Source organism: Marinobacter aromaticivorans (assembly GCF_002806975.1).
In the GTDB taxonomy this organism is placed as follows: Bacteria; Pseudomonadota; Gammaproteobacteria; order Pseudomonadales; family Oleiphilaceae; genus Marinobacter; species Marinobacter aromaticivorans.
The window spans coordinates 126,657-153,623 of the sequence record NZ_NIHD01000005.1; the positions used below are offsets into that span (position 1 = coordinate 126,657).

General features: G+C 56.1%; 24 protein-coding genes. 13 read left to right on the forward strand and 11 right to left on the reverse strand.

Annotated features, from left to right (window positions below):
* Positions 1–248 precede the first annotated feature (248 nt).
* From CDH48_RS09330 to CDH48_RS09345, 4 genes are all read left to right on the forward strand, one after another.
* A complete protein-coding gene (locus tag CDH48_RS09330; RefSeq protein ID WP_100688463.1) occupies positions 249–1,226 on the forward strand; it encodes a TAXI family TRAP transporter solute-binding subunit in 978 nt (325 codons plus the stop codon).
* Between the two features lie 97 nt (positions 1,227–1,323).
* Positions 1,324–3,504, forward strand: a complete 2,181-nt coding sequence (locus CDH48_RS09335) for a TRAP transporter permease (RefSeq protein WP_100688464.1) — start codon at positions 1,324–1,326, stop codon at positions 3,502–3,504.
* 99 nt (positions 3,505–3,603) lie between these two features.
* Positions 3,604–5,418, forward strand: coding sequence for a sensor histidine kinase (locus tag CDH48_RS09340; protein ID WP_100688465.1), 1,815 nt, complete (start codon positions 3,604–3,606; stop codon positions 5,416–5,418).
* Entirely contained in the window at positions 5,415–6,767 is a 1,353-nt protein-coding gene (locus CDH48_RS09345; protein WP_100688466.1) for a sigma-54-dependent transcriptional regulator, read from the forward strand. The genes CDH48_RS09340 and CDH48_RS09345 overlap by 4 nt, the downstream gene beginning before the upstream one ends.
* A 17-nt stretch (positions 6,768–6,784) precedes the next feature.
* Here CDH48_RS09345 and CDH48_RS09350 read toward each other — a convergent pair whose 3' ends face one another.
* The 6 genes from CDH48_RS09350 to CDH48_RS09375 form a co-directional block, all read right to left on the reverse strand.
* Positions 6,785–7,813, reverse strand: coding sequence for an ArsA family ATPase (locus tag CDH48_RS09350; RefSeq protein ID WP_100688467.1), 1,029 nt, complete (start codon positions 7,811–7,813; stop codon positions 6,785–6,787).
* A gap of 7 nt (positions 7,814–7,820) precedes the next feature.
* On the reverse strand, positions 7,821–8,099 hold the full coding sequence (locus CDH48_RS09355) for a cory-CC-star protein (protein WP_188437694.1): 279 nt from the start codon (positions 8,097–8,099) through the stop codon (positions 7,821–7,823).
* 60 nt (positions 8,100–8,159) lie between these two features.
* Positions 8,160–9,842, reverse strand: a complete 1,683-nt coding sequence (locus CDH48_RS09360; protein ID WP_100688468.1) for a carbon starvation CstA family protein — start codon at positions 9,840–9,842, stop codon at positions 8,160–8,162.
* Positions 9,843–10,012: 170 nt separating this feature from the next.
* Positions 10,013–11,368 carry a PhoH family protein gene (locus CDH48_RS09365; protein ID WP_100688469.1) on the reverse strand — a complete coding sequence of 452 codons (1,356 nt, stop codon included), beginning with the start codon at positions 11,366–11,368 and terminating at the stop codon, positions 10,013–10,015.
* Between the two features lie 78 nt (positions 11,369–11,446).
* Positions 11,447–11,938: a CBS domain-containing protein gene (locus tag CDH48_RS09370; RefSeq protein ID WP_100688470.1), complete on the reverse strand. Its 492-nt coding sequence runs from the start codon at positions 11,936–11,938 to the stop codon at positions 11,447–11,449.
* A gap of 66 nt (positions 11,939–12,004) precedes the next feature.
* Positions 12,005–12,745, reverse strand: a complete 741-nt coding sequence (locus CDH48_RS09375; protein WP_100688471.1) for an START domain-containing protein — start codon at positions 12,743–12,745, stop codon at positions 12,005–12,007.
* A gap of 136 nt (positions 12,746–12,881) precedes the next feature.
* On the opposite strand from CDH48_RS09375, the gene CDH48_RS09380 reads away from it, so the two are divergent.
* On the forward strand, positions 12,882–13,889 hold the full coding sequence (locus CDH48_RS09380) for a DUF2804 domain-containing protein (protein WP_100688596.1): 1,008 nt from the start codon (positions 12,882–12,884) through the stop codon (positions 13,887–13,889).
* An 83-nt stretch (positions 13,890–13,972) separates the two neighbouring features.
* On the opposite strand, the gene minE is transcribed toward CDH48_RS09380, so the two are convergent.
* From minE to CDH48_RS09400, 4 genes are all read right to left on the reverse strand, one after another.
* The gene (gene minE / locus CDH48_RS09385) at positions 13,973–14,227 is read right to left on the reverse strand and encodes a cell division topological specificity factor MinE (RefSeq protein ID WP_100688472.1); all 255 of its coding nucleotides are present in this window, start codon (positions 14,225–14,227) and stop codon (positions 13,973–13,975) included.
* Between the two features lie 3 nt (positions 14,228–14,230).
* Positions 14,231–15,043, reverse strand: a complete 813-nt coding sequence (gene minD, locus CDH48_RS09390; RefSeq protein WP_100688473.1) for a septum site-determining protein MinD — start codon at positions 15,041–15,043, stop codon at positions 14,231–14,233.
* Between the two features lie 79 nt (positions 15,044–15,122).
* The gene (gene minC, locus CDH48_RS09395; protein WP_100688474.1) at positions 15,123–15,878 is read right to left on the reverse strand and encodes a septum site-determining protein MinC; all 756 of its coding nucleotides are present in this window, start codon (positions 15,876–15,878) and stop codon (positions 15,123–15,125) included.
* A 40-nt stretch (positions 15,879–15,918) separates the two neighbouring features.
* Positions 15,919–16,197 (reverse strand): DUF1244 domain-containing protein, encoded by a 279-nt coding sequence (locus tag CDH48_RS09400; protein WP_100688597.1) that lies wholly within the window; start codon positions 16,195–16,197, stop codon positions 15,919–15,921.
* A 115-nt stretch (positions 16,198–16,312) separates the two neighbouring features.
* Here CDH48_RS09400 and dinB point away from each other — a divergent pair, with 115 nt between their 5' ends.
* Together dinB and CDH48_RS09410 are read left to right on the forward strand one after the other, a co-directional pair.
* Positions 16,313–17,377: a DNA polymerase IV gene (dinB, locus tag CDH48_RS09405; RefSeq protein ID WP_100688475.1), complete on the forward strand. Its 1,065-nt coding sequence runs from the start codon at positions 16,313–16,315 to the stop codon at positions 17,375–17,377.
* 190 nt (positions 17,378–17,567) lie between these two features.
* On the forward strand, positions 17,568–18,980 hold the full coding sequence (locus CDH48_RS09410) for a pectin acetylesterase-family hydrolase (RefSeq protein ID WP_100688476.1): 1,413 nt from the start codon (positions 17,568–17,570) through the stop codon (positions 18,978–18,980).
* A gap of 50 nt (positions 18,981–19,030) precedes the next feature.
* Here the strand turns inward: CDH48_RS09410 and CDH48_RS09415 are convergent, their stop codons facing one another.
* Entirely contained in the window at positions 19,031–19,717 is a 687-nt protein-coding gene (locus CDH48_RS09415) for a hypothetical protein (RefSeq protein ID WP_157807813.1), read from the reverse strand.
* Positions 19,718–19,873: 156 nt separating this feature from the next.
* Here CDH48_RS09415 and CDH48_RS09420 point away from each other — a divergent pair, with 156 nt between their 5' ends.
* From CDH48_RS09420 to CDH48_RS09445, 6 genes are all read left to right on the forward strand, one after another.
* Complete coding sequence (locus tag CDH48_RS09420) at positions 19,874–20,911, forward strand: NADP(H)-dependent aldo-keto reductase (RefSeq protein WP_100688478.1); 1,038 nt, start codon at positions 19,874–19,876, stop codon at positions 20,909–20,911.
* Between the two features lie 243 nt (positions 20,912–21,154).
* Complete coding sequence (locus CDH48_RS09425; protein WP_100688479.1) at positions 21,155–21,481, forward strand: hypothetical protein; 327 nt, start codon at positions 21,155–21,157, stop codon at positions 21,479–21,481.
* A 209-nt stretch (positions 21,482–21,690) separates the two neighbouring features.
* The gene (locus tag CDH48_RS09430) at positions 21,691–23,901 is read left to right on the forward strand and encodes an acetyl-CoA hydrolase/transferase C-terminal domain-containing protein (protein ID WP_100688480.1); all 2,211 of its coding nucleotides are present in this window, start codon (positions 21,691–21,693) and stop codon (positions 23,899–23,901) included.
* A complete protein-coding gene (locus CDH48_RS09435) occupies positions 23,901–24,371 on the forward strand; it encodes an FKBP-type peptidyl-prolyl cis-trans isomerase (RefSeq protein ID WP_100688481.1) in 471 nt (156 codons plus the stop codon). Before CDH48_RS09430 ends, CDH48_RS09435 begins: the two co-directional genes overlap by 1 nt.
* A 174-nt stretch (positions 24,372–24,545) precedes the next feature.
* The gene (locus CDH48_RS09440; RefSeq protein ID WP_100688482.1) at positions 24,546–25,283 is read left to right on the forward strand and encodes a response regulator; all 738 of its coding nucleotides are present in this window, start codon (positions 24,546–24,548) and stop codon (positions 25,281–25,283) included.
* 63 nt (positions 25,284–25,346) lie between these two features.
* Positions 25,347–26,915 (forward strand): ATP-binding protein, encoded by a 1,569-nt coding sequence (locus tag CDH48_RS09445; RefSeq protein WP_100688483.1) that lies wholly within the window; start codon positions 25,347–25,349, stop codon positions 26,913–26,915.
* Positions 26,916–26,967: the final 52 nt, after the last annotated feature.

Genomic DNA, 26,967 nt, shown 5'->3' on the forward strand with positions numbered 1-26,967 from the left:
CTCGACTAAAGCCCGGCAAGTCTGCTGGACATGCTGTCGAGGGTGGCTGGCGGAATTCAACCCATCAGCTCATATTGATGGGTGGGTTTTCACCCATTTGTCGGCGTGCGTCTTGTGCTCCTTGCGGAAGGTTCTTGTTTTTGAAAGGGTATTTCATCTGGCCCGCTATTTGCTGTTTAAAGACCATCGCAGCCCCTCCGGGCTCCGTTGAGCACCCAATAAACAAAATGAACCAGGGAGCATTCTCTATGAAGACCCAAGCCGTTATGGCAGTGGCATTTGCCTCTACTCTTGTTGTTGCTGGTCCTGTTGTTGCCCAGGACCGTTCTGAATGGCCGGATAACTTTACCGTGGGAACGGCCAGCCAGGGCGGAACCTATTTTGCCTATGGTTCCGGTTGGGCCAACTTTGTTGCAGAAAATCTGGGTGTTTCCGGCGGTGCCGAGATCACTGGTGGTCCGATGCAGAACATGGCGCTGGTACATACCGGTGATCTCAAGTTCGGCCTCACCACCATGGGCCCGGCCCGGGAATCCATGGAAGGTAACAGCCCTCTGGCGCCGGGCATGAAGATGGACAACGTTTGCGCCATGTTCCCCATGTACGAGACGCCTTTCTCGGTGACGGCGCTCAGCAGTTCCGGAATCAAGTCTATTTCTGACATTCCGGATGGCGCCACCATCGGTTTCGGCCCCGCGGGCTCAACCTCTGACACCTATTTCCCCCGCATGATGGAAACCCTGGGTGTGAACTTCAAGCGTCGTAACGGCAGTTGGTCCGATCTTGGTGGCCAGCTTCAGGATGGCCTGATTGATGTTGTTGCCTTTGCCGCAGGCATCCCCATTCCGGCGGTGAGCCAGCTGGAAGTCCAGACCAATGTAAATATCATTGGCATGACCGATGCGGAAGCGAAGAAGATTACGGATAATTTCCCGGTTTCCGAATTCGTTATTCCAGCCAGCACCTATCAGTCACTGGATGAGCCGTCGCGGGTGGTTTCCATGTGGAACTTTGCCATGGTGAACTGCGATGTGCCGGAGACCTTCGTGTATGAAATCACCAAGCTGACTATGGAGAATAACGACAAGATGGTGTCCATTCACAAGGCAGCCCGCAATTCCATTCCCGAGAATTACAGCAAGAACAATGTTCTGCCCTGGCATCCGGGTGCTGCGCGCTGGTTCAACGAAAATGGCTATACCATCGAACAAAGCAAGATCAAATAACACGATTGATCTTCAGGCCTGAAACAGGGGGCTGCAAGGCCCCCGTATAACAGTCGGCAGCTTGCCGGCTCCGATTTGTCTGCTGGCAGGACTCCCGATGACACTCGAACGACACCCCAAAGACTTCTCTGACGTGGAGGTAACCGAAGACCACGTGCTTGCCCATAACGTGGATGAAGAGCCTGTAGAGGAGAACCGCAGGCTGTTTGAAGGCGGCATGCTGAAGTTTGTGACTCTGCTTGCCATTGTTTACTCCTCGTTTCACCTCTATTCGCTGAATATTGCGCCCCTGGAAACCTGGTCGTTCCGGATTGTGCACATTGCCGGGGCGCTTGTTCTGGGTTTTGTTCTGTTCGCCGGCGCCCGCTTTGTTTCTGCCGAGGAAGGCTCTGCACGCCACCGCTGGACCACCTGGATAGGCGCTGTAGCGCTTTTGCCAGCTTTTTATGTGCTGTATCAGACATTCTCCTTCTGGCAGATGGTTCAGAACGGCGCCATGCGCATTCCTGTTGATCTGGAAACCTGGCATTTTGGCTGGCCTCTGCTGGTGGCAACGGGCACAGGCATTGTAATGAGCTGGTTCCACCAGCGTGAGCGCTCGCGCTTCAGCGTTCCGGATCTGGTGCTGGTTGTGTGCTCCATTGCCGTGGCAGCCTATTTCCTTGTGGCTTATAACACGCCCATGCGTATGTCTACGGGCACCTCGTTTGCGCCTGTGGGCATATCCTTTGCGGCTGTGGCAGGCACGGCGCTGATTATGGAGCTGACACGCCGGGTGGCCGGCCTGGCGCTGGTGATTATCGGCCTGGTGTTTCTGGTGTATGTGTTTGCCGGGCCGTATTTGCCAGGCTTCCTTGGTTACCCCGGCCTGTCGGTGCAGCGGTTTTTCAGCCAGGTTTATACCGATGCCGGTATTCTCGGGCCCACCACGGCAGTTTCTTCTACCTATATTATTCTGTTCATTGTTTTTGCGGCGTTCTTGCAGTCGTCAAAAGTGGGCGACTATTTTGTAAATTTCGCCTTCGCGGCTGCCGGGCGCTCACGGGGTGGCCCTGCAAAGGTGTCCATTTTCGCTTCCGGGCTTATGGGCATGATCAACGGCACCAGTGCAGGTAACGTGGTGTCTACCGGGTCGCTGACTATCCCGTTGATGAAAAAAGTGGGTTACAGCAAGAAGTCGGCAGGTGCTGTAGAAGCGGCAGCCTCTACCGGTGGCCAGATCATGCCGCCGATCATGGGGGCAGGTGCCTTCATCATGGCTGAGATTACCGGCATTCCTTATACCGAAATCGCCATTGCGGCCATTATTCCCGCAATACTGTATTTTGCGTCCGTGTACTTCATGGTGGATTTCGAGGCGGCAAAAACCGGCATGCGGGGCATGCGGGAAGATGAGTTGCCAAAATTGCGGACCATGGTGAAGCAGAGCTACCTGTTCCTGCCGATTATTATTCTGATCGTGGCACTGTTCATAGGCTACTCGGTGATTCGTGCCGGTACTCTGGCGATGGTGTCTGCGGCGGTGGTCAGTTGGTTCTCGCCCAACAAGATGGGTATCCGGCAGATTCTGCACGCGCTGGAAATTGCCTCCTACATGGCCATACAGATTATTGTGGTGTGTGCGGCGGCAGGCGTTATCGTGGGGGTTATTTCCCTGACCGGTGTCGGTGCCCGTTTCTCGGTGCTGCTGCTTGATGTGGCAGAAGCCAGCCAGCTTCTGGCACTGATTTTTGCCATGTTCATCTCCATTCTTCTGGGCATGGGCATGCCCACCACAGCCGCTTATGCCGTTGCCGCCTCGGTGGTTGCTCCGGGCCTTGTTCAGTTGGGTATTGAGCCACTGACGGCGCACTTTTTTGTGTTCTACTTTGCGGTGGTTTCGGCCATCACACCTCCGGTTGCACTGGCGTCTTACGCGGCAGCGGGGATTTCCGGTGCCAATGCCATGGAGACCTCTGTGGCGTCATTCCGCATCGGTATCGCGGCGTTCATTGTTCCTTTCATGTTTTTCTACAACGGCGCGCTGTTGATGGAAGCAGGCTGGTTCGATATAGGCCGTGCACTGGTTACCGCGCTCTTTGGTGTCTATTTGTTGTCTGGCGGTGTGTTGGGCTGGTTTGCCAATGTGTCGGCGTCCTGGATAGCCCGGCTGCTGCTGATAGGCGCTGCGCTGTTGATGATTGAGGGCGGTCTGGTATCCGACATGATGGGCATAGGGCTTGCGGTGGTTGCCTTCCTGATGCAGCGCCAGCGCAAGGTTCGCCTGGCTACCGCCTGAGCCTTGCCGGTCTCGCCCGCCCACCCTGTTCTTCCCTTGTCCTTCAGGGGGGTGGGCGATACTCTGGCGTCCTTTCAACGGTGTTTCAGGAACCGGGCTATGTCCTACCGGATAGGCGCTATTGCTGTTTTTGTGGCCACCCTCGTGGTGTCCTGGATGCTGGGTGGTTGGGTTGGCTACCGGGTGGTTGAACAGGACAGCCTGGAGGAATCTTTCCGTTACCGTCAGCTTGTTGGCAACGAGCTTAACCGGTACCTGCCCATTCCCGAGCTGATGGCGGAGCATCCATTGCTCGCAGCAGCCCTGAGCGCCCCGGATAACCCTGAGATCATTCACCAGGCCAACGAAGAAATGCAGCGTATGGCTACGATCGTGGGCAGTTCCGATGTGTATCTCATGGATACGACGGGGCTGACGATTGCCGCCAATAATTACCAGCAGGTGGACAGCTTTGTGGGGCGCAATTTTTCCTTCCGGCCGTATTTCTATGAAGCAATGGAGAGCGGTAATTCAGCGGTGTATTTTGCGCTCGGGCTTATGTCGGGTGTTCGGGGCCTCTATTTTTCCCATCCGGTGCGCGGTCAGAATTCTGAAATTCTGGGCATTGTTGCGGTAAAAGTGCTGGTGCATGAGCTGGAATCCCAGTGGCACAGACCCGCTTCCGTGCGGGAAGCAGAAATGGTGGTTCTGGATGAGGCTGGCGTGAGCTTTCTCGCCAGCAAGCCCGAATGGCTGTATCGCGACTTCACCGGAAGCCCTGAAAAAGCGCCGGGGGAGGCGTCTCGCCAACGTTATCCGGACCGGGATCTGAAACCGGTCGCCCTTGAGTATCTTGGCAGGCAATCCGGCCTGTCGGGCTCGTCCCGAACCCTGCGCATCCGGGAAAACGGTGGGGGCCGCGAGTACCTGAGTGTTCGAACACCGTTACCGAGACTGGACTGGACGCTGCAGGTGATGGTGAGTACCCGTTCGGTGGTATGGACACGGCTGGGATTTGTGGCAGGTGGCATCGCCGTTTATTTTGGCATTCTGCTGGCGTGGCTGTATGTGCGTGAACGCTATCGCCGTGAAGCGGAGCTGGCCCTGAGAGGGGAGCAGCTTGAGCTCCGGGTTGCTGAACGGACAGCCGATCTGGAGCGCTCCAATCGCAAATTGCTGGATGAAATACGGGAACGGGAGCGCACCCAGAGCGAGTTGCGGGAAACCCAGCAGGAGCTGATTCAGGCGGCCAAACTGGCGGTGCTGGGGCAGATGTCGGCTGGTCTTAACCACGAGATGAGCCAGCCACTGACCGCTATCCAGACCTACGCCAGAAACAGTAGGCGCTTTCTGGAAAAAGGTGCGGCCGACATGGTGGATGCGAACCTCAGTGAAATTGTACTCCTGTGCGACAAAATGGCGGAGCTTACCCGTCAGTTCAAGGTGTTCGCCCGCAAGTCTGAAGGGCCGCCAACCATTGTGGATTTGCGCCTGGCGGTGGACGCCTCCCTGAAGATTGTTGCGGCACAGAAAAGCAGCGCAGGTATTGATATCCGGTGGAACCGCCCTGTGCAGCCGGTGATTTGCCATGGCGACCTGATTCGCATTGAACAGGTGATGGTGAACCTGCTGGCCAATGCCGTTCAGGCGGTGGAAAGCCGGGAGCAACCGGAAATCACCATAGATATTGAAGAGCAGGGTGAGTGCTGGCGTTGTTTTGTCCGGGATAACGGAACGGGGCTGCCGGCAAATACAGAACAGATTTTTGAGCCTTTCTTCACCACCAAGTCGGTTAAACAGGGGCTTGGGCTGGGATTGTCTATCTCAAGGCAGATTGCCGATGCCCTGGGTGGCCGGCTTACCGGGCGCAATCGCAGTGATGGGCCGGGTGCCGAATTTGAATTTAACCTGAAGAAGCGGGAGGCCATGGAATGACACAACCCTCGGTTATTTTTGTGGATGATGAGCCCCACATTCGCCAGTCCATAGCCCAGGCGTTGACTCTGGAAGATATGCCGGTGCGCTGTTACGGGAATGCAGAATCTGCCCTTGAAACCGTTACAGCTGAATACAACGGTGTGGTGCTGTGTGATTACAACATGCCGGGTATGGACGGGCTTGAGTTGCTGAGTGCAATTCAGGCTATCGACAATACCATCCCGGTTATCATTCTCACCGGCCAGGGTGACATCAGCACGGCGGTTTCCGCCATGCAGCAGGGCGCCTATGATTTTATCGAGAAGCCCTTTGATCACGACGAGCTTATTGAATTGCTCAGGCACGCGCTGGAAAAACGTCACCTCGCTCTGGAAAACCGGCGGCTCAAGGCGCAGTTACGCCATCTTGCGCGCCCGGGCCCGAGGATTCTCGGTGATACCCCGAGCATGCGGAAGGTGATGGACACCATCACGCCGATTCTGGATATTTCCGCCAATACACTGCTGTTTGGCGAAACAGGTTCCGGCAAGGACGCACTGGCCCGCTATATTCATGAGAACAGCCCCAGGCGTGCCTACAACTTTGTGGCGATCAACTGCGGTGCCGTGCCGGAAAACCTGATTGAGAGCGAGCTGTTTGGCCATGAGGCCGGGGCCTTTACCGGTGCCGACAAACGCCGAATCGGCAAGATAGAACACGCCCACAAGGGCACCCTGTTCCTGGATGAAGTGGAAAGCATGCCCATGCCGCTGCAGATCAAACTGCTGCGGGTGCTTGAAGAACAAAAGGTGGAGCGCCTGGGCAGCAACCAGGTGCAGGATGTGGATGTGCGCATTATTGCGGCCACCAAGGCAGATCTGAAGGCGCTCAGCGACGAGGGCAGTTTCCGCGCCGATCTCTATTACCGGCTGAATGTGGTGAAAGTGGATATCCCGCCCTTGCGCGAGCGCAAGGAAGATATCCCCATGCTGTTTCACCACTTTGTGCTGATTGCCGCTGCCCGTTATGACCGGGAAAGCATCCCCCTTGATGCCAGCCAGGCCGCACGGTTAATGCACCATAGCTGGCCCGGAAACGTCCGTGAATTGCGCAATCTGGCGGAGCGTTATGTGCTGCTTGGGCCGGCAGCACTGGATGAAAGCGAGTCCGCCGCAAGAGCAGATGTGAGTGGCCGGCGCACCCTGGCAGAAATGATGGACAGTTTTGAGCATTCGGTGCTTACCAGCGCTCTCAATGCCTGCCATGGCAGCATAAAGGACACCATGGTGCAGCTGGGCGTTGCCCGTAAAACGCTCTACGACAAAATGAAAAAGCACGGTCTGGACAAGGCCCAGTTCAAGGACTGAGGTTTGCCCACGCTTTTTCAAGCCAGCTCTTCTGTCATCAGGTGCGCGAAGTTTGAGAGCGCTTCAAGGCCACTGACATCGTCTTCCATCAGTGGCAGGCGCTTCTGTGGCAGGCCTTTCAGCAAGCTGTCGATTTCCTGCAGGTAGCGTCTCTGGCGTTCGATACGAGCCTGCCAGAACGAACTGCTGGCGGTATCCGGCATGATGCGGTTAACGATCACGCCGGCAACGGGTATGTTTGCGCTGGCCAGTGCTTCGATGGCTCTGCCGGTTTCAAGAATCGGCAGCTTCTCCGGGGTCATTACAAACACAAATGCTGTGTGCTCCGTATCGTTAAGACGGCGGCGTGTGCGCTGAAACAGGCGCTGGCGGCGCAGCAGGGTTTCGGTTAACTCCTGGCCTCGCTGGTCCATACCTTCCACCGGATTTTCTTCCGGGCTTTTCAGTGGATTGTCGACGCTGCGCCCGGGTGTCAGGTGCGCCAGCGCCTTGCCCAGTTTTTCAGAGCGTTTGTTGTGTTTCAGCAGGCCGTCGGTCCAGGCCGCCATGATTTCCGGCAGGGTCAGCAGCCGTAACGTGTGGCCTGTGGGGGCTGTGTCGAAGATCAGCAGGTCGTAGTTGTTTTCGCTGTCTTCAATCAGCGTGGCCATCCTCTCCAGAATGGCCGCTTCCTGGGCCCCCGGGGATTGGGCGCCCAGCCGGAGCTGTCGCTGCAGTTCGTTAATCTGGTCCGGCCCGGCGAACCGTCGCATTTGCTGCATAACCCGGTCCATATAGGCTTCCGCTTCTGTATCCGGGTCCAGCTCCAGGGCATCCAGGTTGGGGGCCATGCGTGTTATCCGGCCTCCAATGGTACGGTCAAAGGCATCTGCCAGGCTGTGGGCCGGGTCAGTGGATATCAACAATACCCGGCGCCCCTGGTTGGCTGCAGCAACGGCAATGGCAGAGGCTGTGGTGGTTTTGCCGACCCCGCCTTTCCCTCCCACCATGATCAGTTTGCGGCGGGTAATCAGTTGCAGAATGTCCAGATCGTGATCTTGCGGCATGATGTCCTCAGCAGCAGCGGAAATTATCGAGCGGTGATCGCTCCATACCCATGCGGGTATGCCAGTCGTGGAACCGTTCCAGCATCAGCGGCTGCAGTTCCATGCAGTACCAGCCTGCCGGGTTGGGTATGCCCATCATTTCGCTGAAAACCAGAAGCATGAAAAGATCATCCTCTTCGCGTCGGGCGCGGGCAATGGCGGCCCGGTAGGGTGCGTTGTAGTAGTCCGCACCAGCACGGCTGGCTTTCCGGTAAAGGTACTTCAGGCGGGAAAGGGTATTTTTCATCAAATACTCCCGGAATATGAAACTGGCCAGGGCTGGCCTGGCCAGTTTTGCAGGGGGTGCTCAGTCCGCCGCGGATGACAGGCGTGCTTCTGTTTTTGCCCGTTTCAGGGCCGCAACGCACTCCAGTGTCACAAAAATGGCTGCCACAAGAACCACCAGGTCCATGGTAAACAGGAACCAGTCTGCCTTCTCGTAGAAGCCTTTAAGCTGAATCAGCAACGCAAAGAGCGTCATGGCAAGTACAAAGACCAGTGGTGCCAGAGTAAAAAACGTAGGTGAACCACGGCGTACCAGCATAACGGTCACAACCAGCAATGTCAGGCCGGCCAGGAGCTGGTTGGTGGTGCCAAACAGGGGCCATATCAGCAGGCCACCGGAGCCATCTGCACCGCCGGCACCAAAAGCCAGTGCCAGGCATGTGCCTACAGACAGCAGGGTTGCCGGCAGCGGTTTGGCCATCCATTTGATGTTATAGATCTCGCCCCATTCCTGGAAAATATAGCGCTGCAGACGCAGGCCGGTATCCATGGTAGTGCCGGCAAAAAGCGCCGCCATAACGGTCAGCATGGTAGCGGCAACCGCAATATCGAGACCGGTGCCGGCGCTCAGAATGGCCGCGCCACCCTCTACGAATGCGAGTACACCGCCTTGGCCGAAGGAGTGATACACGGCTTGCCAGTCTGCCAGGGAGGCAAAGCCGGCGGTGGCGGCAATAATGGCGGCCAGCGCCAGTGCACCTTCACCGGTGGCACCAAAGTAGCCAACAAAACGAGCGTCGGTTTCTTTGGCCAGCTGTTTGGAGGTTGTGCCGGAAGAAACCAGGCCGTGAAAGCCGGATATCGCACCACAGGCGATGGTGACGAACAGCAATGGAATCATGGACGGTGTACCGGCAGGCACATCAACGTTGATCATGGGCGCGACCACTGTGGGGTTCGCAATCAGCACGGCAGCATACAGAGCCGCCAGCCCGACGAACAGCTGCAGGCCGTTAATGTAGTCCCGGGGCTGGAGCAGCACCCACACAGGAAGCAGCGAGGCAATGGCGGCATACACAAACAGAATGACGATCCATGCCGCACTGGGTGAAAGCCCGGCAACGGATTCGGGGAGAGAAACTGGCATGGATGGCCCGATGTAGATCAGGAAGTACAGGGCAACAACGCCGACCAGAGAAACCAGCGGCAGGCTCATTTTCGCCCGGTAGATGGCCTGGCCAATCACCAGTGCAACGGCTATGGCGCCCCATACAGGAACAACGGAGCCCGGGTTGTTGATCAGCAGCTTGGCGATAACGACGCCAAATACCGCGTTGACCATCAACAGAACCAGGAAGATGACGATGGAAAATATCGCTCTGGCACGGGTGCCAACAACTTCGCCGGTCAGGGTGCCCACAGATTTGGCTTTATTTTTTACACTGGCCCAGATGGCGCCAAAGTCGTGAACGCCTGCAAAGAAAATTGTCCCCAGGGTGACCCACAAGAAGGCTGGCAGCCAGCCCCAGATAACAGCGATTGCAGGTCCCACAATGGGAGCGGCACCGGCAACCGAGGTGAAGTGATGGCCCCAGAGTACAAACTTGTTAGTGGGGACAAAGTCGATGCCGTCTTCAAATTCTACGGCCGGAGTTTTGAATTGGTCACTCAGCTTGAAAACAACATGTGCGAGAAATTTCGAGTAAACGAAAAAGCCCAGCGCCATGCCACCAAGCCCGAGTACCATCAATATAATAGAGCTCATCGATGCCTACCTGTGTGTTTGTGTAGCGGTGTTTTCCGATAAAATATTGCGGAACATGGTTGATTATATTCTGAACGCTGCCAGGGTGGCAGATAACGTCAGTGTATCTAATTTGTGCCGGAACGAGAGTGTTCCGGCACAAACCTTAGACTAAAGACTAAGGGCTCTGCTCACAAATTGGCTTCCGCAAACTCTGCCAGTATCGAGCGTGGCACCCCTTGCAGATGAATGTGGCCGCCGTGGCTGAAGCTTTTGAAGCGTTCGGTCATGTAGGTCAGGCCGGAACTCAAGGCGCTCAGATAGGGCGTGTCTATCTGCGCCAGGTTGCCCAGGCAAATCACCTTGGAGCCATTGCCCGCGCGGGTGATGATCGTCTTGATCTGGTGCGGTGTCAGGTTCTGGGATTCATCAATAATGATGAGACTGTGCTGGAAGCTGCGGCCACGAATGTAGTTCATGGATTTGAAGTGCAGGGGCACCTTGCTGAGGATGTAATCCACACTGGCGGTCATGTTCTCATCGTCTTCGTGCAGGGCTTCCAGGTTGTCCACGATGGCCCCCAGCCAGGGCTCCATTTTTTCCGCCTCGGTACCGGGCAGAAAACCGATATCCTCGTCCAGGCCCTGGGTTGAGCGTGTGGCAATGATCCGCTTGTAGAGCTTGCTGGCAACGGTCATTTCGATGCAGGCGGCAAGCGCCAGAATGGTTTTGCCGGAGCCGGCTGAGCCGGTGAGATTGACCAGATGGATATCCGGATCAAGCAGCAGGTGCAGGGCCATGGCCTGATAGATATCCCGAGGCACCAGACCCCAGACTTCTTCGTTCATCAGATCGTGCTGGTGCAGATCCCGGATGACGACGTGGGTGTCGGTGATATCGACGGCTCTGCCGATAAACCCCTGCTCATCAAGCACAAATTCGTTGATGTTGAGTTTGGCCAGCTCGCCTTCGCGCTTGAGTATGTGCTCGGTTACCCCTTCCCGCTGCACAGTTTCCACCTTTGCAATTGTGTCCCAGAACGAGTTGGGGAACTCGATATAGCCTTTGGGCAGCAGATCAATGTCATCAACCAGCTGGTCGTTCTGGTAGTCCTGGGCTTCCACGCCGAAGCCCCTGGCTTTCAGCCGCATGTTGATGTCTTTGCTGACGAGAATGATATCCCGGGACTTGTGCCGTTCCTGAAGCGCGGCGAGGGTGTTGATAATCTTGTTGTCGTTCAGGTGCTCCGGCAGTGAGTGGCTACCTGTGTGCTCGGTGCTCATCAAAATGGACAGGGTGCCCAGAGGCTCTGCCATTTTCGCACGAACGATGGGGACACCTTTTTCGATATCCCCGGGGCTCGCATCGCCAAGCAGCCTGTCTATGGTGCGGATGGCCTGGCGACAATCCGCCGCCACACTCTGCTTGCCGGTTTTAAGGCCGTCGAGTTCTTCAAGGACCGTCATCGGAATGATGACATCGTGTTCTTCAAAGTTGAGAAGGGCGTTGGGATCGTGGATCAGGACATTGGTGTCGAGGACGTACATGGTTCTTCGAGCTTGCGGTGCTATTGCCGGTGCTCTTTCCGGTGTTCTGGGCATAGGGGGCGCTACCTCTGTTATGGTTCAGTTGTTACGGGCGCAGCGTTCGGTAAGCTCCTCATCTGAAATGACTTTCAGCATATCGTATGTCGTCACTATGCCGGTTATTTTTGCATCCCGGGTAACAAAAATTCGGTGCAGGTGTTCTTTCATCATGATGTTGGCAATGTCGCGCACCGGCGTGCGCTCGTCAACCGATAATACGATGGGAGTCATAATATCCCTTACTTCTACCGGTACCTTGCCCATCTCCTCGAAAAGCACCATGCGCAAGCGCCGGGCTTCCTGCTGTTCTTCGGTGGTGAGCTCCTTGCCGGCATCGGAGCGGGTGGCGTTCCAGCGAAATTCTGTAATGTCCTTCAGCGTGGCTATACCGACAATTTCGCCGGATTCGTCGGTAACAGGGCTGCCGGTGATTTCGTTGTCGGTCAGAAAGCGGGCCAGACGATCCATGGTCCATGACTGCGGTACCGCCTTTATGCTGGGTGTCATTATCTCGTAAGCGAGTACGGTCATCGGATGTCTTCCGCCTTTTTCAGTCCTTTGCCAGAGCTTAGCGTTTCATGCCCTGCCCGTCACCCCTCAGTTGCCGTCAGGTTGCCGCACATCAACCAGGCGACCGCTCTCATCATAAATCAGATTATAGCCCTGATAGTTGTCCTGGTCCGCCACCCGCTCCAGCTCTTGCATGGAGCTCACCGGTATATCAATCAGCAGCGTGTTGACCAGCCAGCCGGGCAGGGCGCCGTTGGGGTCGGTGTGTTGCAACCAGATCATCCGTGTTTTGTTGCCCTCGGGAATGAAGCGGTAAAAGGTGTCTGAACGATCTACCCTTATGCGGCTGCTATTCTCTGCCCGCAGGCCGGGTGTGGCGTTCATTTCCATGATGACCTCACCGGAGGCCTCGTTGCCCCGCGTGCGGATGGTCAGCACATAGTCGCGATCGGTTACCGGCCATGGCATGTCGTTTACCGAGTAAGCATAGCGTTCGTGAAAGCTGCCTTTACCTACCCCGTAGGACTCTGTGCAGTTAAGCAGCCATTCCATACAGGACGCAGGGTTCACCATAACCGCCATGATGGATTCTATGGGTGCGTCAAGCAGGGCCTCGGCTTTGAATGCCTGAAAGCTGGAATCACTCTGGTCCATGGTGTAGATGCGAATGTTGCCGGTCTCTTTGCGCAAGCTCCACGCCTCGCTGTCTTCAGCGGGCAAAGCCGCACGGGCCGTGGCAGCCGCCATGGCAGAAACCAGCAAGGCGCAGATCACACCGCTGATGACTGAGGCCCAGCCTTTGAAGCCATGGGCTCCGGTCTGTCTCATAAGCTACACTTCCTTGAAGATGGTGGGCCGAGTCTAACATGAGGCGTTGGACGTCAGGGCCTCGAAGAAGGGGATTGTGAACCAGGTAGCCACCTGGTGGAGCAGTTCGTTAAATTGGCCCGAATTGACGATGACCATGACCACAAAAAAGCTGATTGATGCAAAAGGACACATTGCACCCGGTGTGCTGGTGCAGCCGGTAGAAGAAATCAACTACCTCGATTACGACCTGCGAACAGTGATGGATCGCCCGCGCTCGAAACTGGCCCGGCGCTGGCGTTTTAACCAGTTCCAGTTTGTGAGTGCGACTGGCCCCGGCTGGGTATTCGGTATGGCGCTGGTCGATCTGAAGCTGCTGGGAAGCGGTTTTTTCTACCTCTATGATTTCGAATCCGGGCAAATGCTTGAACAAAGTTTTATGAGCCCGCTGGCACTAGGCACACGGATTGAACCCTACCCGGAGCACGGTTCCGCCTCGTTCAGCAAGGGTGATGTGGCCATGCGAATCCTGCCGGTTTCCGGTGGTCGCAATGTGTCTGTTCTGGCACCAGGCGGTATTCGTGTGGAGCTGACGCTGAAAGAGGATAACGACCCCCTGCGGCTGGTTTGCCCGGCGGGTTATAACGGTTGGGTGTTCACCCGCAAATCAGCGGGTCTGCCCGTGGAAGGTGAAATTTGCTGGGATCATCGTATCTGGCGGTGTGATGACAACACTCGCGGTGCCATTGACTGGAGTTGCGGTTTCATGCGCCGTGAAACCGCCTGGAACTGGGCGAGCCTGGCCGGGCCTCTGCCAGGCGGCCGGTCACTGGGGCTGAATCTGGCCGCCGGCGTTAACGAAACCGGCATGACTGAAAATGCATTATGGCTGGACGGGCAGTGCCAGAAACTCGCTGCAGCCCGCTTCCGCTTTGATCGGTATCATGAGGGCGGCGACTGGCACGTAACAACGGAGGATGGCCGGGTTGATCTGCACTTTGTACCGGCTGCGGTGCGCAAGGAAAAGCTCAACGCAGGCATACTGGCGTCCAATTTCCGGCAGTACGCAGGCACATTCAACGGAACCGTTACCGATGCGACCGGCAACCACATTGTTGTTAAGGACTTGCGGGGTTTGATGGAAGACCACTTCGCCCGATGGTAAAACGAAAATGCCTGCCCGCAGATCTTCCAGGTATCTGGCCGGGGCAGGCACTCTCTGGATAGCCCGGGATAGCCGGGCCGGCATCAGCGTTCCGGCAGGGTAACGTTCAGCTCCAGAACAGAGCAGCTTTCGTTGCGGTCCACCTCTACCTGAACCATGTCGTCACTGATTTGTACATATTTTCGTATCACCGCGAGCAGTTCCTGCTGCAACTGCGGCAAGTAGTCCGGCTGCTCACGCTGGCCACGTTCATGGGCCACGATGATCTGCAGACGCTCTTTTGCCACGCTGGCGGAAGAGCCCGATTTTTTGCCTCTGAAGTAATCGAGGAAACTCATCCGTCAGCCTCCCTTGAACATTCTGGAGAAAAAGCCTTTCTTCTGGACCGTCATGAAACGTTGTTCCCGTTCCTCGCCCAGAAGGCGCGCAACTGCATCATCGTAGGCCTGGCCGGCGTCGCTGTTTTCTTCGAGAATCACCGGCAGGCCCTGGTTCGATGCATTGAGGACAACCTGGCTTTCAGGGATCACGCCCAGCAGGGGAACCGCGAGAATTTCTTCGACATCCGCCACTGAAAGCATTTCGCCACGCTCAACCCGTTCCGGGTTGTATCGGGTCACCAGCAGGTGCTCCCTAGCAGGATCCTGGCCCATTTCCGCACGGCGGGATTTGCTTTGCAGAATGCCCAGAATCCGGTCGGAATCCCGTACCGATGAAACTTCGGGGTTGGTCACCACAATGGCTTCGTCGGCATAGTACAGGGCCATTAAAGCACCGTGTTCAATACCGGCAGGGGAATCGCAGATGATGTAGTCGAAGGTCTCAGACAGCTCGTTGATGACGCGTTCAACACCTTCTTTGGTAAGGGCTTCTTTCTCGCGGGTCTGGGAGGCGGGAAGTATATAAAGCGTATCAACCCGTTTGTCGCGAATCAGAGCCTGGGTCAGCGAAGCCTCTCCCTGGATGACGTTAACAAAGTCATACACCACCCGGCGTTCGCAGTTCATGATCAGGTCGAGGTTGCGCAGACCCACGTCAAAATCTACCACTACGGTTTTGTGGCCACGTTTGGCAAGGCCGGTGCTGATGGAAGCGCTGGTGGTGGTTTTACCAACGCCGCCTTTTCCTGAGGTAACGACAATGATTCTAGCCAAGGTATGTTTCCTGTGTCTTGATGGATTCGTCGTTTCTGCCGGGTTTGGCCCGGTCACATTATTCTGTTCGATTCCAGTATCAGGCCTTGTCCAGTGGTGCCACCACCAGCAGGTCGTCTCTGAGCTGAATCTGCACAGCGTTTTTCCAGCCGTTGTCCTGAAGATCCTCGGAGATTTTATAGTGTCCGGCGATGGACACAAGCTCTGCCTCAAGGGATTGACAGAAAATCCTTGCGGATTCGGCGCCATGTATACCGGCCAGTGCCCGGCCTCGCAGCGGCCCGTAGACATGAATGTTGCCTGCCGCCAGTACTTCTGCGCCTGCCTGAACCGGTGCCAGAATAATCAGATCACCTTCCGGTGCGTGAACTTGCTGGCCTGAGCGCACCGGCTGGCTGATGATTCTGGCCGGCGATGCTTCCGGTGCAGCCCGGGGCGCCGGAGCAGGGGCAGATTCTGCCTTCTCGCCAGGGTTTTCGGTTTCGTGGGCCCGGTCGCGCTGCCCGCTGCCGGGCATCAACGCCAGAGAGGCTCCACGGGCAAGGCGGCGCTGATCACTATTGCCACCGCGAACGCCAATAACGTGGATGTTGTTGCGCCGGCAAGCGCCGATAATCTTGAAAAAATCCAGTTCGCTGTCGAGGCCTTCGTATTTTTCCAGGCTGATTATAAGCGGAGTATCCCGGAAAAAACCGGGAGCCTGGCTGATCTTGTCCCGCAGGGCTTCTTCGAATTCGTCATTATCGAAATAGTACAGCTCCAGCGCGGTCATCGAGACGCTGGCACTTTTCAGTTGGAACACCTGTTGTATCCCCGGGGTTGCGATGTCGCTCATGAATGGATCTCTTCCCTGGCGCCGGCTTCAATTACATACATTATTTGTGGGCCTGCTTCGGGCCCGACTGATACAGGTTTTTCCATTCTTCATACGGCATGCCGTAGATTTCTTCCCGTGCTGCAGGGTCAGATATCTCGTGGCCTCGCTCGGCAGCTTCTGCACGATACCATTTTGAAAGGCAGTTGCGGCAGAACCCGGCCAGGTTCATCAGGTCAATATTCTGGACATCGGTATTGTCGCGCAAATGCCTGACCAGGCGCCGAAATGCAGCGGCTTCTATTTCGGTTCGTTCAGACTCCGGGATGGGGTTAGTCATGGTGCCTCGCAATGCTGTTCGATGGTTGTTATCAGGGTTCCTGACATTCTCAGCATCTTACTTTAAGATACAAGGCTGTATAAATGTACAGAAACCCGACGCGAGCGCAGTGATTATGCCTCAACGCAAGATCATCCACGTGGATTGTGACTGCTTTTATGCGGCAGTGGAGATGCGTGATGACCCGTCTCTGAGGGATGTGCCCCTGGCGGTTGGGGGTGCCGGAGGCCGTGGCGTTGTTACCACCTGCAATTACAAGGCGCGGGCATACGGTGTGCGGTCCGCCATGCCCGGCAGCGAGGCCCGGCGGCTGTGCCCGGGCCTGGTGACGGTACCCACGGATATCCCCCGCTACCGGGTGGTGTCGCAACAGGTCATGGGTATTCTCCGGGAGTTGACCGACCTTGTTGAGCCCCTCTCTCTGGATGAAGCGTTTCTGGATGTCTCCGATATTACCGACCACCGGGGCAGCGCTACGCTGATGGCCCGCTATTTGCGCGAGCGGGTAAAAAAAGAGGTGGGTATTACCATATCGGCGGGTGTGGCACCCAACAAGTTTCTTGCCAAGATTGCCAGCGACTGGAAGAAGCCCGATGGGCTGTTTGTAATCCGGCCGGACGACGTAGACAGCTTTGTCCGGTGTCTGAAAGTCGAGAAGCTGTTCGGGGTCGGGAAGGTAACAGCGGCCAGGCTGCATGCACTCGGAGCGCAGACCTGTGGCGACTTGCAGGAGCTGGGTGCCGATGTGCTGATTGAACATTTCGGCAAGCAGGGCTACCGGCTTTACGAAATGGCCCACGGCAGGGACGAACGGCCTGTTGTGGTGTCACGGATAGCCAAATCCGTGAGTGTAGAGCGCACGTTCTCCCAGGATCTGCCGGATCTGACAGCCTGTGAGACTGTTCTGGCATCGCTGGCGGCGGATCTTAATCTCCGGCTTTCCCGTAAGGCCCGGGACAAGCCCATTCATAAGCTGTTTATCAAGATACGCTACAGCGATTTTTCGACCCATACCCTGGAACGGGTCCGGGAAAATATAAAAGAGCCGGGGTTCGAGGATTACCTGCCTTTGCTCACCGAACTGGTAACCAACCGCCAGCGCCCGGTTCGCCTTCTGGGGCTGGGGGTGCGGTTTCGCAATGATGATGCGCCGGTTACCCAGCTGCGGTTATTTGATTAACCCGGGCCGCCGCGCTGCAACCGGCTGCAGAATAACCTGGCATTTCTTAGGCCAAATCGATCTTGTTGTGCCTGCCCATATTTTTTGAAGTAATCAGCCGCCCCGTCTAATTTGAATTTGACGCTTTCCTGCTTTAGGCGTCTGGAGGTTTACTCCGGAAAATCAACAAGAAAAACGCAGGAGATGAGTGATGAGGAAGAACGGGTTTTATCGCTGCTTTCGGGCTGGCCTGGTTGCCGGCCTGCTGGTTTTTGCCTTGCCTGCAACGGCACTGGCCGAACTGGGGGATTATGGCTTCTGGCGCACGCTGGGCAACCTTTTTTCGCCACCGGGGCCGGACAATCCGGTAACCGACCAGCAACGCCAGGGCAACTATCCCTTGCTGTCGAATCCTCCGGGGTTTGGTGACGGCTTTTCCCCGGGTGAGTACTACACCTGGCAAACCGTGCCGCTGGCACCGGAAACAGGCGCCGTATGTGGCAACGGCTCAACCTACAAGTTTTTTGTAAACCGGGTGCCCAACTCCTCCAATACCGTGGTGTACTTTGAAGGCGGCGGAGCCTGCTGGGATTACGAAAGTTGCAGCGGGCAGTCGGGCATTCGCGGCGCCCGCAATCCGGATGGGATTCCGGACGATTATCTGAGCCTGCTCAATCCCGGCGCCAGCCTTGTCAGCCCCTTTGTGGTGCGCTTGCACCCCTGGAGCCGGGTGAAAACCCAGGACTGGAACATGGTGTATGTGCCCTATTGTACCGGTGATATCTATTCCGGCGATCGGGTGGCGGTTTATGAAGACCCCGAGGGCGCCGGGGAGCCGCTGGTGTGGCACCACAATGGCTTGCGCAATACCCGTGCGGTCATTTCCTGGCTGAAAGACAATCTCCAGCGGCCCGGCCAGATGCTGGCTACCGGTTGCAGTGCCGGCGGGATCGGCGGCCTTACGAATTATCATCCTGTGCGACGGGATATGGCACCAACCCGCAGCTTCCTGATCAACGACTCGGGTCCGGCGTTCAGTGCACCCACCGGGGCAGACCCGCAGCAGTACCCGTCGGTGCTTCTGCAAACCTATATCCGTGAAGCCTGGGGGCTTGACCAGCCTGGTGGTCCGCTGGCGTACCTCAAATCCGGCCTGCCGGCGCTGGATCTGAATGATCTGGGCAGTCTCTATGGTGCGCTTTCCGCAACCCTCCCGGGCGACCGGATGGGCCATACGCATTTCTGGCGGGATCTGAACTACTCATCGTACTCCTATGAGCGTTTCTATCCCGAGATTGCCAATGCACCTGATCAGGCCACAAAAGAATCCTTGCTGCACGACAAGTGGGCCACTGACACAACGCGCCTCAAGAACACGCTGGCGGGCCTGGACAACTTCGGGTATTACCTGCCGATGTTCCGCGATGTGAACGAAAGCCACTGCACTTCCATTATCGAGTTTGCCAATGCCGATATTCAGGAGCTGGGGCTTGAGCTGGACGACTTTATCGGCAACGTTCTGAATGGGCAGGGTGCCGTTATGCAGGCATCGGAAACCGATACGGTCGCGGATTACAATAAGCCATTCAACCTGCTTTACTGGTCACTGGACCAGCTGCTTTGAGAGCACAGGCAGGCGGAACCTGAGGAGCCTGCCGGTACCATGGGCCAGGGTTACTTCTGTTCACCCTGGCCCATGGTTTCTATCCGGGCCTCTTGCAGGCGCTGGCGCAGATACTGGTCACGGGTAAGGCCGTCGGGAAAGCGCTCCATGGCCATCACTTCGGCCACAATGGCCTGTTCCCGGTCTTTATAACTCTCAAACTCCGGTTTCGGCCTGGATTTCCAGTCCGCCAGGCGAGCCTCCGAAGCGCTTCGGTACTCTTCGATCAAGGCCGCCGCTGCCGTTTTCGCCGACGCTTCATCGGGTTCCAGTAGTTGCACCATGGCCAGCCGGAGCACCAAGGCTTCCGGGGCACTGACTTGCCCGGTGTTTTCGTATTCATTCAGCCGGTTGCCAATGGCTGTGGCCTTGCGCCTGGTTTCATCGGGGGGCAGGGCAGCGGCATCGGAAAAGAAACCGCGCACCTCATCCTGGAAGTCCAGCCGCTTTGCAAACTCAATCACCCTGGGGTCATCAAGCATTGCCTGCTGTTCGGCGGTGAGCTGTGTGTCGTCTTCGGCCATAATTATTCCGCGCGCCGACAGGCCATTTACGCCTGCCTCCGGATCTGCCATTAAAGGGCGGGAGAGGGCTTTGTCGCTGGCATTCCGCAGGGGCTGTTTTGCAAGTTGCCACAAGAGCACAGTGGCGCCCGCTACAATCAGGACAAGCACTAAAGGGACCTTCCATATACGCATTGACCGCTCCGCACGCGTGAACCTCTACCACTACAAGTCTAGTCCAGATTCCGGCGCGGGAGAGCCTCTTCTGAAGTTGCCCACCCTGTTGATTTAATGAAGAAAGCGCAATGCGCAAATGTTAGAGTGACGACACATGAAGAATCTGGAGGTGGTATGCAAACGCGAAAACTTGGGAACACGGGTCTTGATGTCAGCCTGATCTGCCTCGGAACCATGACCTGGGGTGAGCAGAATACCGAGTCGGAAGCCTTCGAGCAGCTGGATTACGCCACCTCGGAGGGGGTGAATTTCATTGATGCTGCAGAAATGTATCCGGTGCCGCCGCGGGCAGAAACCCAGGGCCTGACCGAGTCCTACCTGGGTAACTGGCTGGCACAGCGCGGGCGCCGTGACGATCTGGTGATTGCATCCAAGGTTGCGGGGCCAGGCAACGGCTTGAGCTACCTGCGCAATGGCCCGCGCCTGACCCGCGATCACATTATCGAGGCCTGTGACGCCAGCCTGACGCGCCTGCAGACCGACTATATCGATCTGTACCAGGTGCACTGGCCCGACCGTACGACCAACTTTTTTGGCAAGCTGGGTTACCAGCACAATCCGAAAGAGACATTTACCCCCATTGAAGAAACCCTGGAGGCACTCGATGAGCTGGTCAGGGCCGGTAAGGTAAGACACATCGGGATATCCAACGAGACACCCTGGGGTGCCATGGAGTACCTGCGCCTGTCGAGTGAAAGGGGCTGGCCGCGGATTGCCAGTATCCAGAACCCTTACAATCTGCTGAACCGGTCTTTTGAGTTGGGTATGGCAGAAATTGCCCACCGGGAACAGACAGGGTTGCTGGCCTACTCACCCCTGGCCTTCGGTATGCTGTCGGGTAAATATCTGGGAGGCAAGTGGCCCGAAAAAGCACGCCTGACGTTATTCGAGCGATTCAGCCGCTACACCAGTGCAAGTGGTTTTGATGCTACCCGGGCCTATGTAGAGCTTGCCCGGCAAAATGATCTTTCCCCGGCGCAGATGGCACTGGCTTATGTGAACAGCCGTAGCTTTGTAACCAGCAACATAATTGGTGCAACAAGTATGGACCAGTTACGTGAAAACCTGGGATCACTCAGTGTGACGCTTAGCCCCGATACGCTGGAGGCCATTGAGGCAATTCATCAGGAATTTACCTATCCTTGCCCTTGAAGAAATTTGCAGGTTCTTTATTTGGCAAGATGTTGATGTCAAAGGGGGTTGGCATCGATGGGCGGATTTTTGGTTACATACGGAAATGAAGCGGATCATTTTTTGACAAAAAGTGGGCGGCCCGGTGACAAAAAAGCGGCGCCATTGTGTGCGATCTCACATTTTTTTGCCGTAAAGAAGTTAGACTTTAGCCTAGTGCATAAGTAAACTTTCGTTCCGGTTAAAAAGGTCGCTCCAAGTACCATGATTATTCGCATTTTCGTCGCATTGCTTGTTCTCAACGTTGCCGCGTTTGTGGTTCGCGCAGAGGCTTCTGAGCGCGCGTTCGATAATGCGGCGAGTGAAACCATGACCGTCGAGGGTATCTATGAACTGCAACAGCGCATGTCTGGTGACTTCGAAGAAGACGACGCTGATGCCTTTGCAGAAATCGGGTCTCGTCTGTTGAGCCTTTCACTGGTGCGTTCCAGGAATACCGGCAAGCACTATGCTTCCCAGCCTGCCCAGGCTGATCATGGTATAGCGCTTTTGAATGAAGGAGCCTGTCTCAATCTGAAATGGAACTTCTGATTTTCCCACCCCTGGTACTCATTCCCTCCCTTTCGTGTGTTTCCCGTCTTGCTCTCCCGTTCCCAGAAAAATTGTGTCCTGCGGTGTGTGTAGTTTGTACTGGCGTCGGTTAACACCGGATTCATGATCTCGTGCATTGTTTGCGTGAATTGGCCATGTGATGATTCCCCGATGATTTTACATGCTGAATGATCGATGGGGATCCTTGTATGGCAGTAAATAGCAGGCCGCGACTGAATGACATGGAAGGTTGTGTAGATGAAGTTATCCGCCGGATAGGCAAGACAATTATCCTGGGTTTGCCTCTGGGCCTGGGAAAGCCGGTGCATTTTGTCAATGCGCTGTATCAGAGGGCGAAGGACGACCCTGAGATCAATCTGCATATTTTTACTGCGCTCTCACTGTTGGCGCCTCTGGGCGGTTCTTCTCTGGAAAGGCGCTTCATGGGCCCCGTTGCGGATCGCCTTTATGGCAGTATTCCGGAGTTGCAGTACGCCCGGGACGTCAACAACAACAGCTTGCCCCCCAACGTTCAGGTGTCAGAGTTTTTCTTCAAGGCAGGTAGTTACCTCAACAATCGCAATCAGCAACGGCGCTACGTATCCAGCAATTATACCCATGCGGTTCGCGATCTTATGGATCTGGGGGTTAACCTTGTTGCCCAGATGGTGGCGCCTGGCGAGCTGCATGCTGCACCGGGCATGGTCAGTTTCAGCTGTAACCCGGACCTGAGTATTGATTTGCTGCCCTTGATACGGGAGCGAGAGGCCGCGGGCACCCCGGTGGCAATCGTGGGTGAAATCAATCGTCATTTGCCCTGGTTCGGTCGCGATGCTGCAGTTGCCGAAGCCGAGTTCGACATAATGTATGAGCATCAGGCCTCGGAGTACCCGCTGTTCTCTGCGCCCCAGACGGACATCACCCCGGAAGATCACCTGATCGGCTTTTACGCCAGCACCTTGCTGAAAGATGGCGGCACCTTGCAACTCGGTATCGGCTCCCTTGGTTCGGCACTGGTGCACAGCGCCATCCTGCGCCACAAGAATAACGATACATGGCGGGCGGTGTTTGACTATCTGAAGGTTGCTGAGCATTTCCCGATCGTAGAAAAAGAAGGTGGGACCGGGCCTTTTGAGAAGGGGCTCTACGGTTGCAGCGAGATGATGGTCGACGGCTTCCTGTATCTTATGGAAGCGGGGCTTCTCCGGCGTGAGGTATTTGATCATGCTGATCTTCAGACGTTGATTAATACTAATGAAATTGACCAGCAGGTTTCCCTGGCGACTCTTGATGTGCTGCGTCGCGAGGGGCTTATTGACTCACCCCTGCGGGCGAGGGACGTTGCCTGGCTGATTCGCTATGGAATCTTTCGTGATTCGGTTGAGTTCAAGGGTGGTCGACTTCGTATTGGTGAGCACTCTCTGGACGGTGATCTGGACGACCCTGAAGCGCGCGAGGCTATTGAAAAAAGAGTGCTTGGAGAACGGCTTGCAGGGGGAGTTGTCATACACGGAGGTTTTTACGTTGGCCCCCGGCAGTTCTATCAGTCGTTGCGCGAACTCCCGGACGAGGAGCGTGATCGTATCTGCATGACCAGTGTCAGGTTTATTAACCACCTGTACGATCATCGGTTTGGTAATCAGCGCCTCAAGGTTGCCCAACGCATACACGCCCGGTTCATTAACACAGCCATCATGTACACCCTTAACGGCGCCGCGGTTTCCGACGGGCTTGAGGATGGCAGGGTGCTCAGCGGTGTGGGTGGCCAGTACAACTTCGTATCCATGGCACACGAACTGCCAGGTGCCCGTTCAATTATCACTTTACGCAGCAACCGCACAAGCCATGGAAAGGTAGTGTCGAACATAGTGTTCAATTACGGACATTGCACCATTCCCCGTCACCTGCGGGACGTTGTGATTACCGAATACGGTATCGCAGACCTGCGCGGCCAGCGCGATGAGCAGGTGTACCTGCGCCTGATCCGTATCGCAGATTCCCGTTTTCAGCAGGACCTGCTTACCCAGGCGCAGAAAGCCGGTAAAGTGGACGCAAAGTTCCGGTTGCCGGACAGCTGGCTTAACAATACACCGGAAGCCATCGCCGAGGCCCTGGCAGTGGCCGGCGACAAAGACTGGTTTCCGGCATTTCCCTTTGGCGGGGACTTTACTGATCAGGAACTGGTTCTGGTCAAGGCGCTCAAAAGGCTCAAGTCTGAAACGGCGACCCGCCGTGGTAAACTTTCGACGCTGTTACGGGCTCTTCGGACCAAAGACGAGCAGGGCCGGTATACCGAATTGCTGCAGCGAATGGGCCTTCACCAGCCCCACGGGATGCGTGACAAACTGGATCAGCGCCTTCTGATTCATGGCCTGCAACTGACTGAAAACTCATCAGATACGGGGAACTCGAAAGCCTGATGCAAGATTTCCAGAAAAAACCTGACGTTTTTACGGTTCACTATGTGCTGAAGAACAAAATCGGCGAGCTGGTCGATACTTCGGAGGGCAGTGAGCCTCTGCACTTTCTGTACGGCAGCCCGGATATCATCAAAGGTATCCAGGAGGCGGTGAAAGACCGTAATGCGGGGGATTGCCTGGAAGTAACGGTTCCGCCCTCCATGGCTTATGGTGAGCACAGGGAGGATCTGGTCCGGAAAATTCCCCGATCGATGTTCGAAGGTGTTGAAAACCTGAAGGTGGGCATGAAATTCCAGACCAACACCGGCGAAAATGCCCAGATCGTCCAGGTCGTGGGCATTGACGGCAATCTCATACGGGTTGACGCCAATCACCCACTGGCCGGTTTTACCCTGTATTTTGATCTGGAAATCATTGATCGTCGTGAAGCGACCGATGAGGAAATTGCGCAGGGCCGGCCACTGTTTTGAGCGAGTGTTTGTTTGCCTGCGCAAGGGTATTCCGTACCCGGTCGTTGTGACCGGGTGTAAGCGCAGAGTGGTTCCATGTATATTTCTGAAAAGCATCTATAATTGCTGTTACATCAGGTTGCCTGTATCGTCGGAGGCAGGCAAAAATCGGAACCCGGAAAAACAAAATCAGAGATGGACCGCGTGGAACAGACAAACGAAAGTTGGCGAATTCTTATTGTCGAAGATGATGAGCGGCTGGCCGAGCTGACCCGTGAATACCTGGAAAGCAACGGCCTTGCCGTGTCACTCGAAACCCATGGAGGCCCCGCCGTCGAGCGAATCCGCAATGAACAGCCGGATCTTGTGGTACTGGATTTGATGCTGCCCGGTGAGGATGGTCTTTCCATTTGCCGCCGCGTACGCCCGTTCTATTCCGGCCCCATTATTATGCTCACGGCACGCACCGATGATCTGGATCAGGTGCTTGGCCTTGAAATGGGAGCCGACGATTACATCGGCAAACCGGTAAAACCCCGCGTGCTACTGGCCCGTATCCGCGCCATGCTGCGCCGTGTGACGGAAAATGCGCAAAGTGGCGCAGACGAAGCAGGCGGCGAGGAGCCTTCACGGCTGCAGTTCAATGATCTTGTGGTCGATCGCTCAATGCGTGAGGCCTGGCTGAACGAGGAAGGGATTGATCTGACCAGCGCCGAGTTCGATCTGCTCTGGCTGCTCGCCAGTAACGCGGGTCGTGTATTGAGCCGGGAAGAAATTTTCACGGCCTTACGGGGCATCGAATACGATGGTCAGGACCGATCCATTGATGTCAGGGTTTCCCGCATTCGTCCGAAAATTGGTGATGACCCAATCCATCCCCGCAGGATCAAGACCGTTCGAAGTAAAGGCTATCTTTTTGTGAAGGAAGCCTGACGATTCCGTCTTTGGCGTCGGCACGGGCTCTCCTGCCGACGTTTTCCTGCAGGGTTAATTGACATGCCCCTGAAGTTTTCCCTCAAATTGTATGCCCGCCTGGCTGGCCTCTCAGCATTGGTTGTTTTGCTCTGCATGGTTCTCTTTGTTGGTATCAACTCCGTGCGCTCCCAGTTCTGGCATGAGCGTGTTTCAGAGCCATTGATGCGTTGGCTTGCGTCGTCACCGGCGCCGGAACAACAGTACCACTGGCTGACACCCTGGCATGACTTTCGGGTTGCAAGTGCGCAAGAGCTGTCGCTTTCACCGGTTACCCGCGAGCGTCTGGGCTATGGCCAGGTGGTCGCTGTTGAAAACAGCCTGGGCTATCGCTTTCTGGTAACCGGTTTCCACGGTGAAACGCTGCAGCTCGGGCTGTCTCATCCGTACCGGGATATTGCGGTTGTCTCGGCACAGATTCTGCGCGTGCACCTCGATGGCACTAATCCGGAAGAGCGCACCAAGGCGGCGGAACGGCTGAGCGGAGGGTTGAATGTTGGGGTTATGTGGCTTGAGGATCCGTCAGCGCTGCCGGGTGATGAGGTGCTGGAGCGTGTTTCCAGCCAGGGTTTCGCCTTTTATCAGGATAACGGGGATGGGCGTGTACTGGTTCGGTTAGCAGACGGTGAGCTGGTGCAGCTTGTCATGCCGGCACCGTTCAATCCGTGGGCCTGGCCGGTCATCCTGTTATTACTGTTGGTGTCCGGGAGTGTTCTGGCGCTGGTGCTGATTCTTGTGCTCCGGGACCTGGACAGCAACCTGCGCAAGGTTGAGTCTGTTGCTGTGCGTATTGCGCGCGGAGAGATGGGCGCTCGGGTCGAGGCAGGCGAGGGTACGGTTGTATCCCGCCTGGCAGCCGCATTTAACGGTATGGCGGAACACATACAGCGCCTTGTGAACGTTCAGCGCGAGATGATTCATGCGGTCTCCCATGAACTAAGAACCCCCGTAGCCCGTATCCGTTTTGGCGTGCAGATGATTGAGGATTGCCAGGACCAGAAAGCACTGCAGAAGCAGCTTGACGGTATTGATGGTGATATCCAGGAACTGGATGAGTTGATTGACGAAATCCTGACCTACGCCCGGCTGGAGCAGGGCGGCCCGGTATTTTCGCTTGAGGAAACATCCGTAACCGACATTGTGAGACAGGTTGTGGATGAACAGCAGCTTGTGCGCCCGGCCCTGAGTATTGAAAGTGAAATTGATGAGGCCTCGGAGCGTTATGCCATGGCGGACGTGGAGCCCCGTTATATTCACCGTGCTATCCAGAATCTTGTCGGGAATGCCGGGCGTTACGCAGCGGGTAAGGTACTTGTCCGTTGCCATATAGATGAAGACCATTGCCGTATCGATGTGGAAGACGATGGCCCGGGTATTCCCGAAGATGAATGGGAGAAGGTGTTCACGGCCTTTGCCCGGCTGGACGACAGCCGCACCCGAACCTCCGGCGGGTACGGGCTTGGCCTCTCAATCGTGAGGCGAATCCTGTACTGGCACAACGGGCAGGCTTTTGTAAGCCGCAGTGACAGCCTGGGCGGGGCGCGTTTCAGTCTTGTGTGGCCCCGTAAAAAACCACTGGAGCCCGGGTTCTGAGTCGGTTTGAGAGCCAGGTCTCAGGTCATCACCAGATGTAACAAAGCGACTA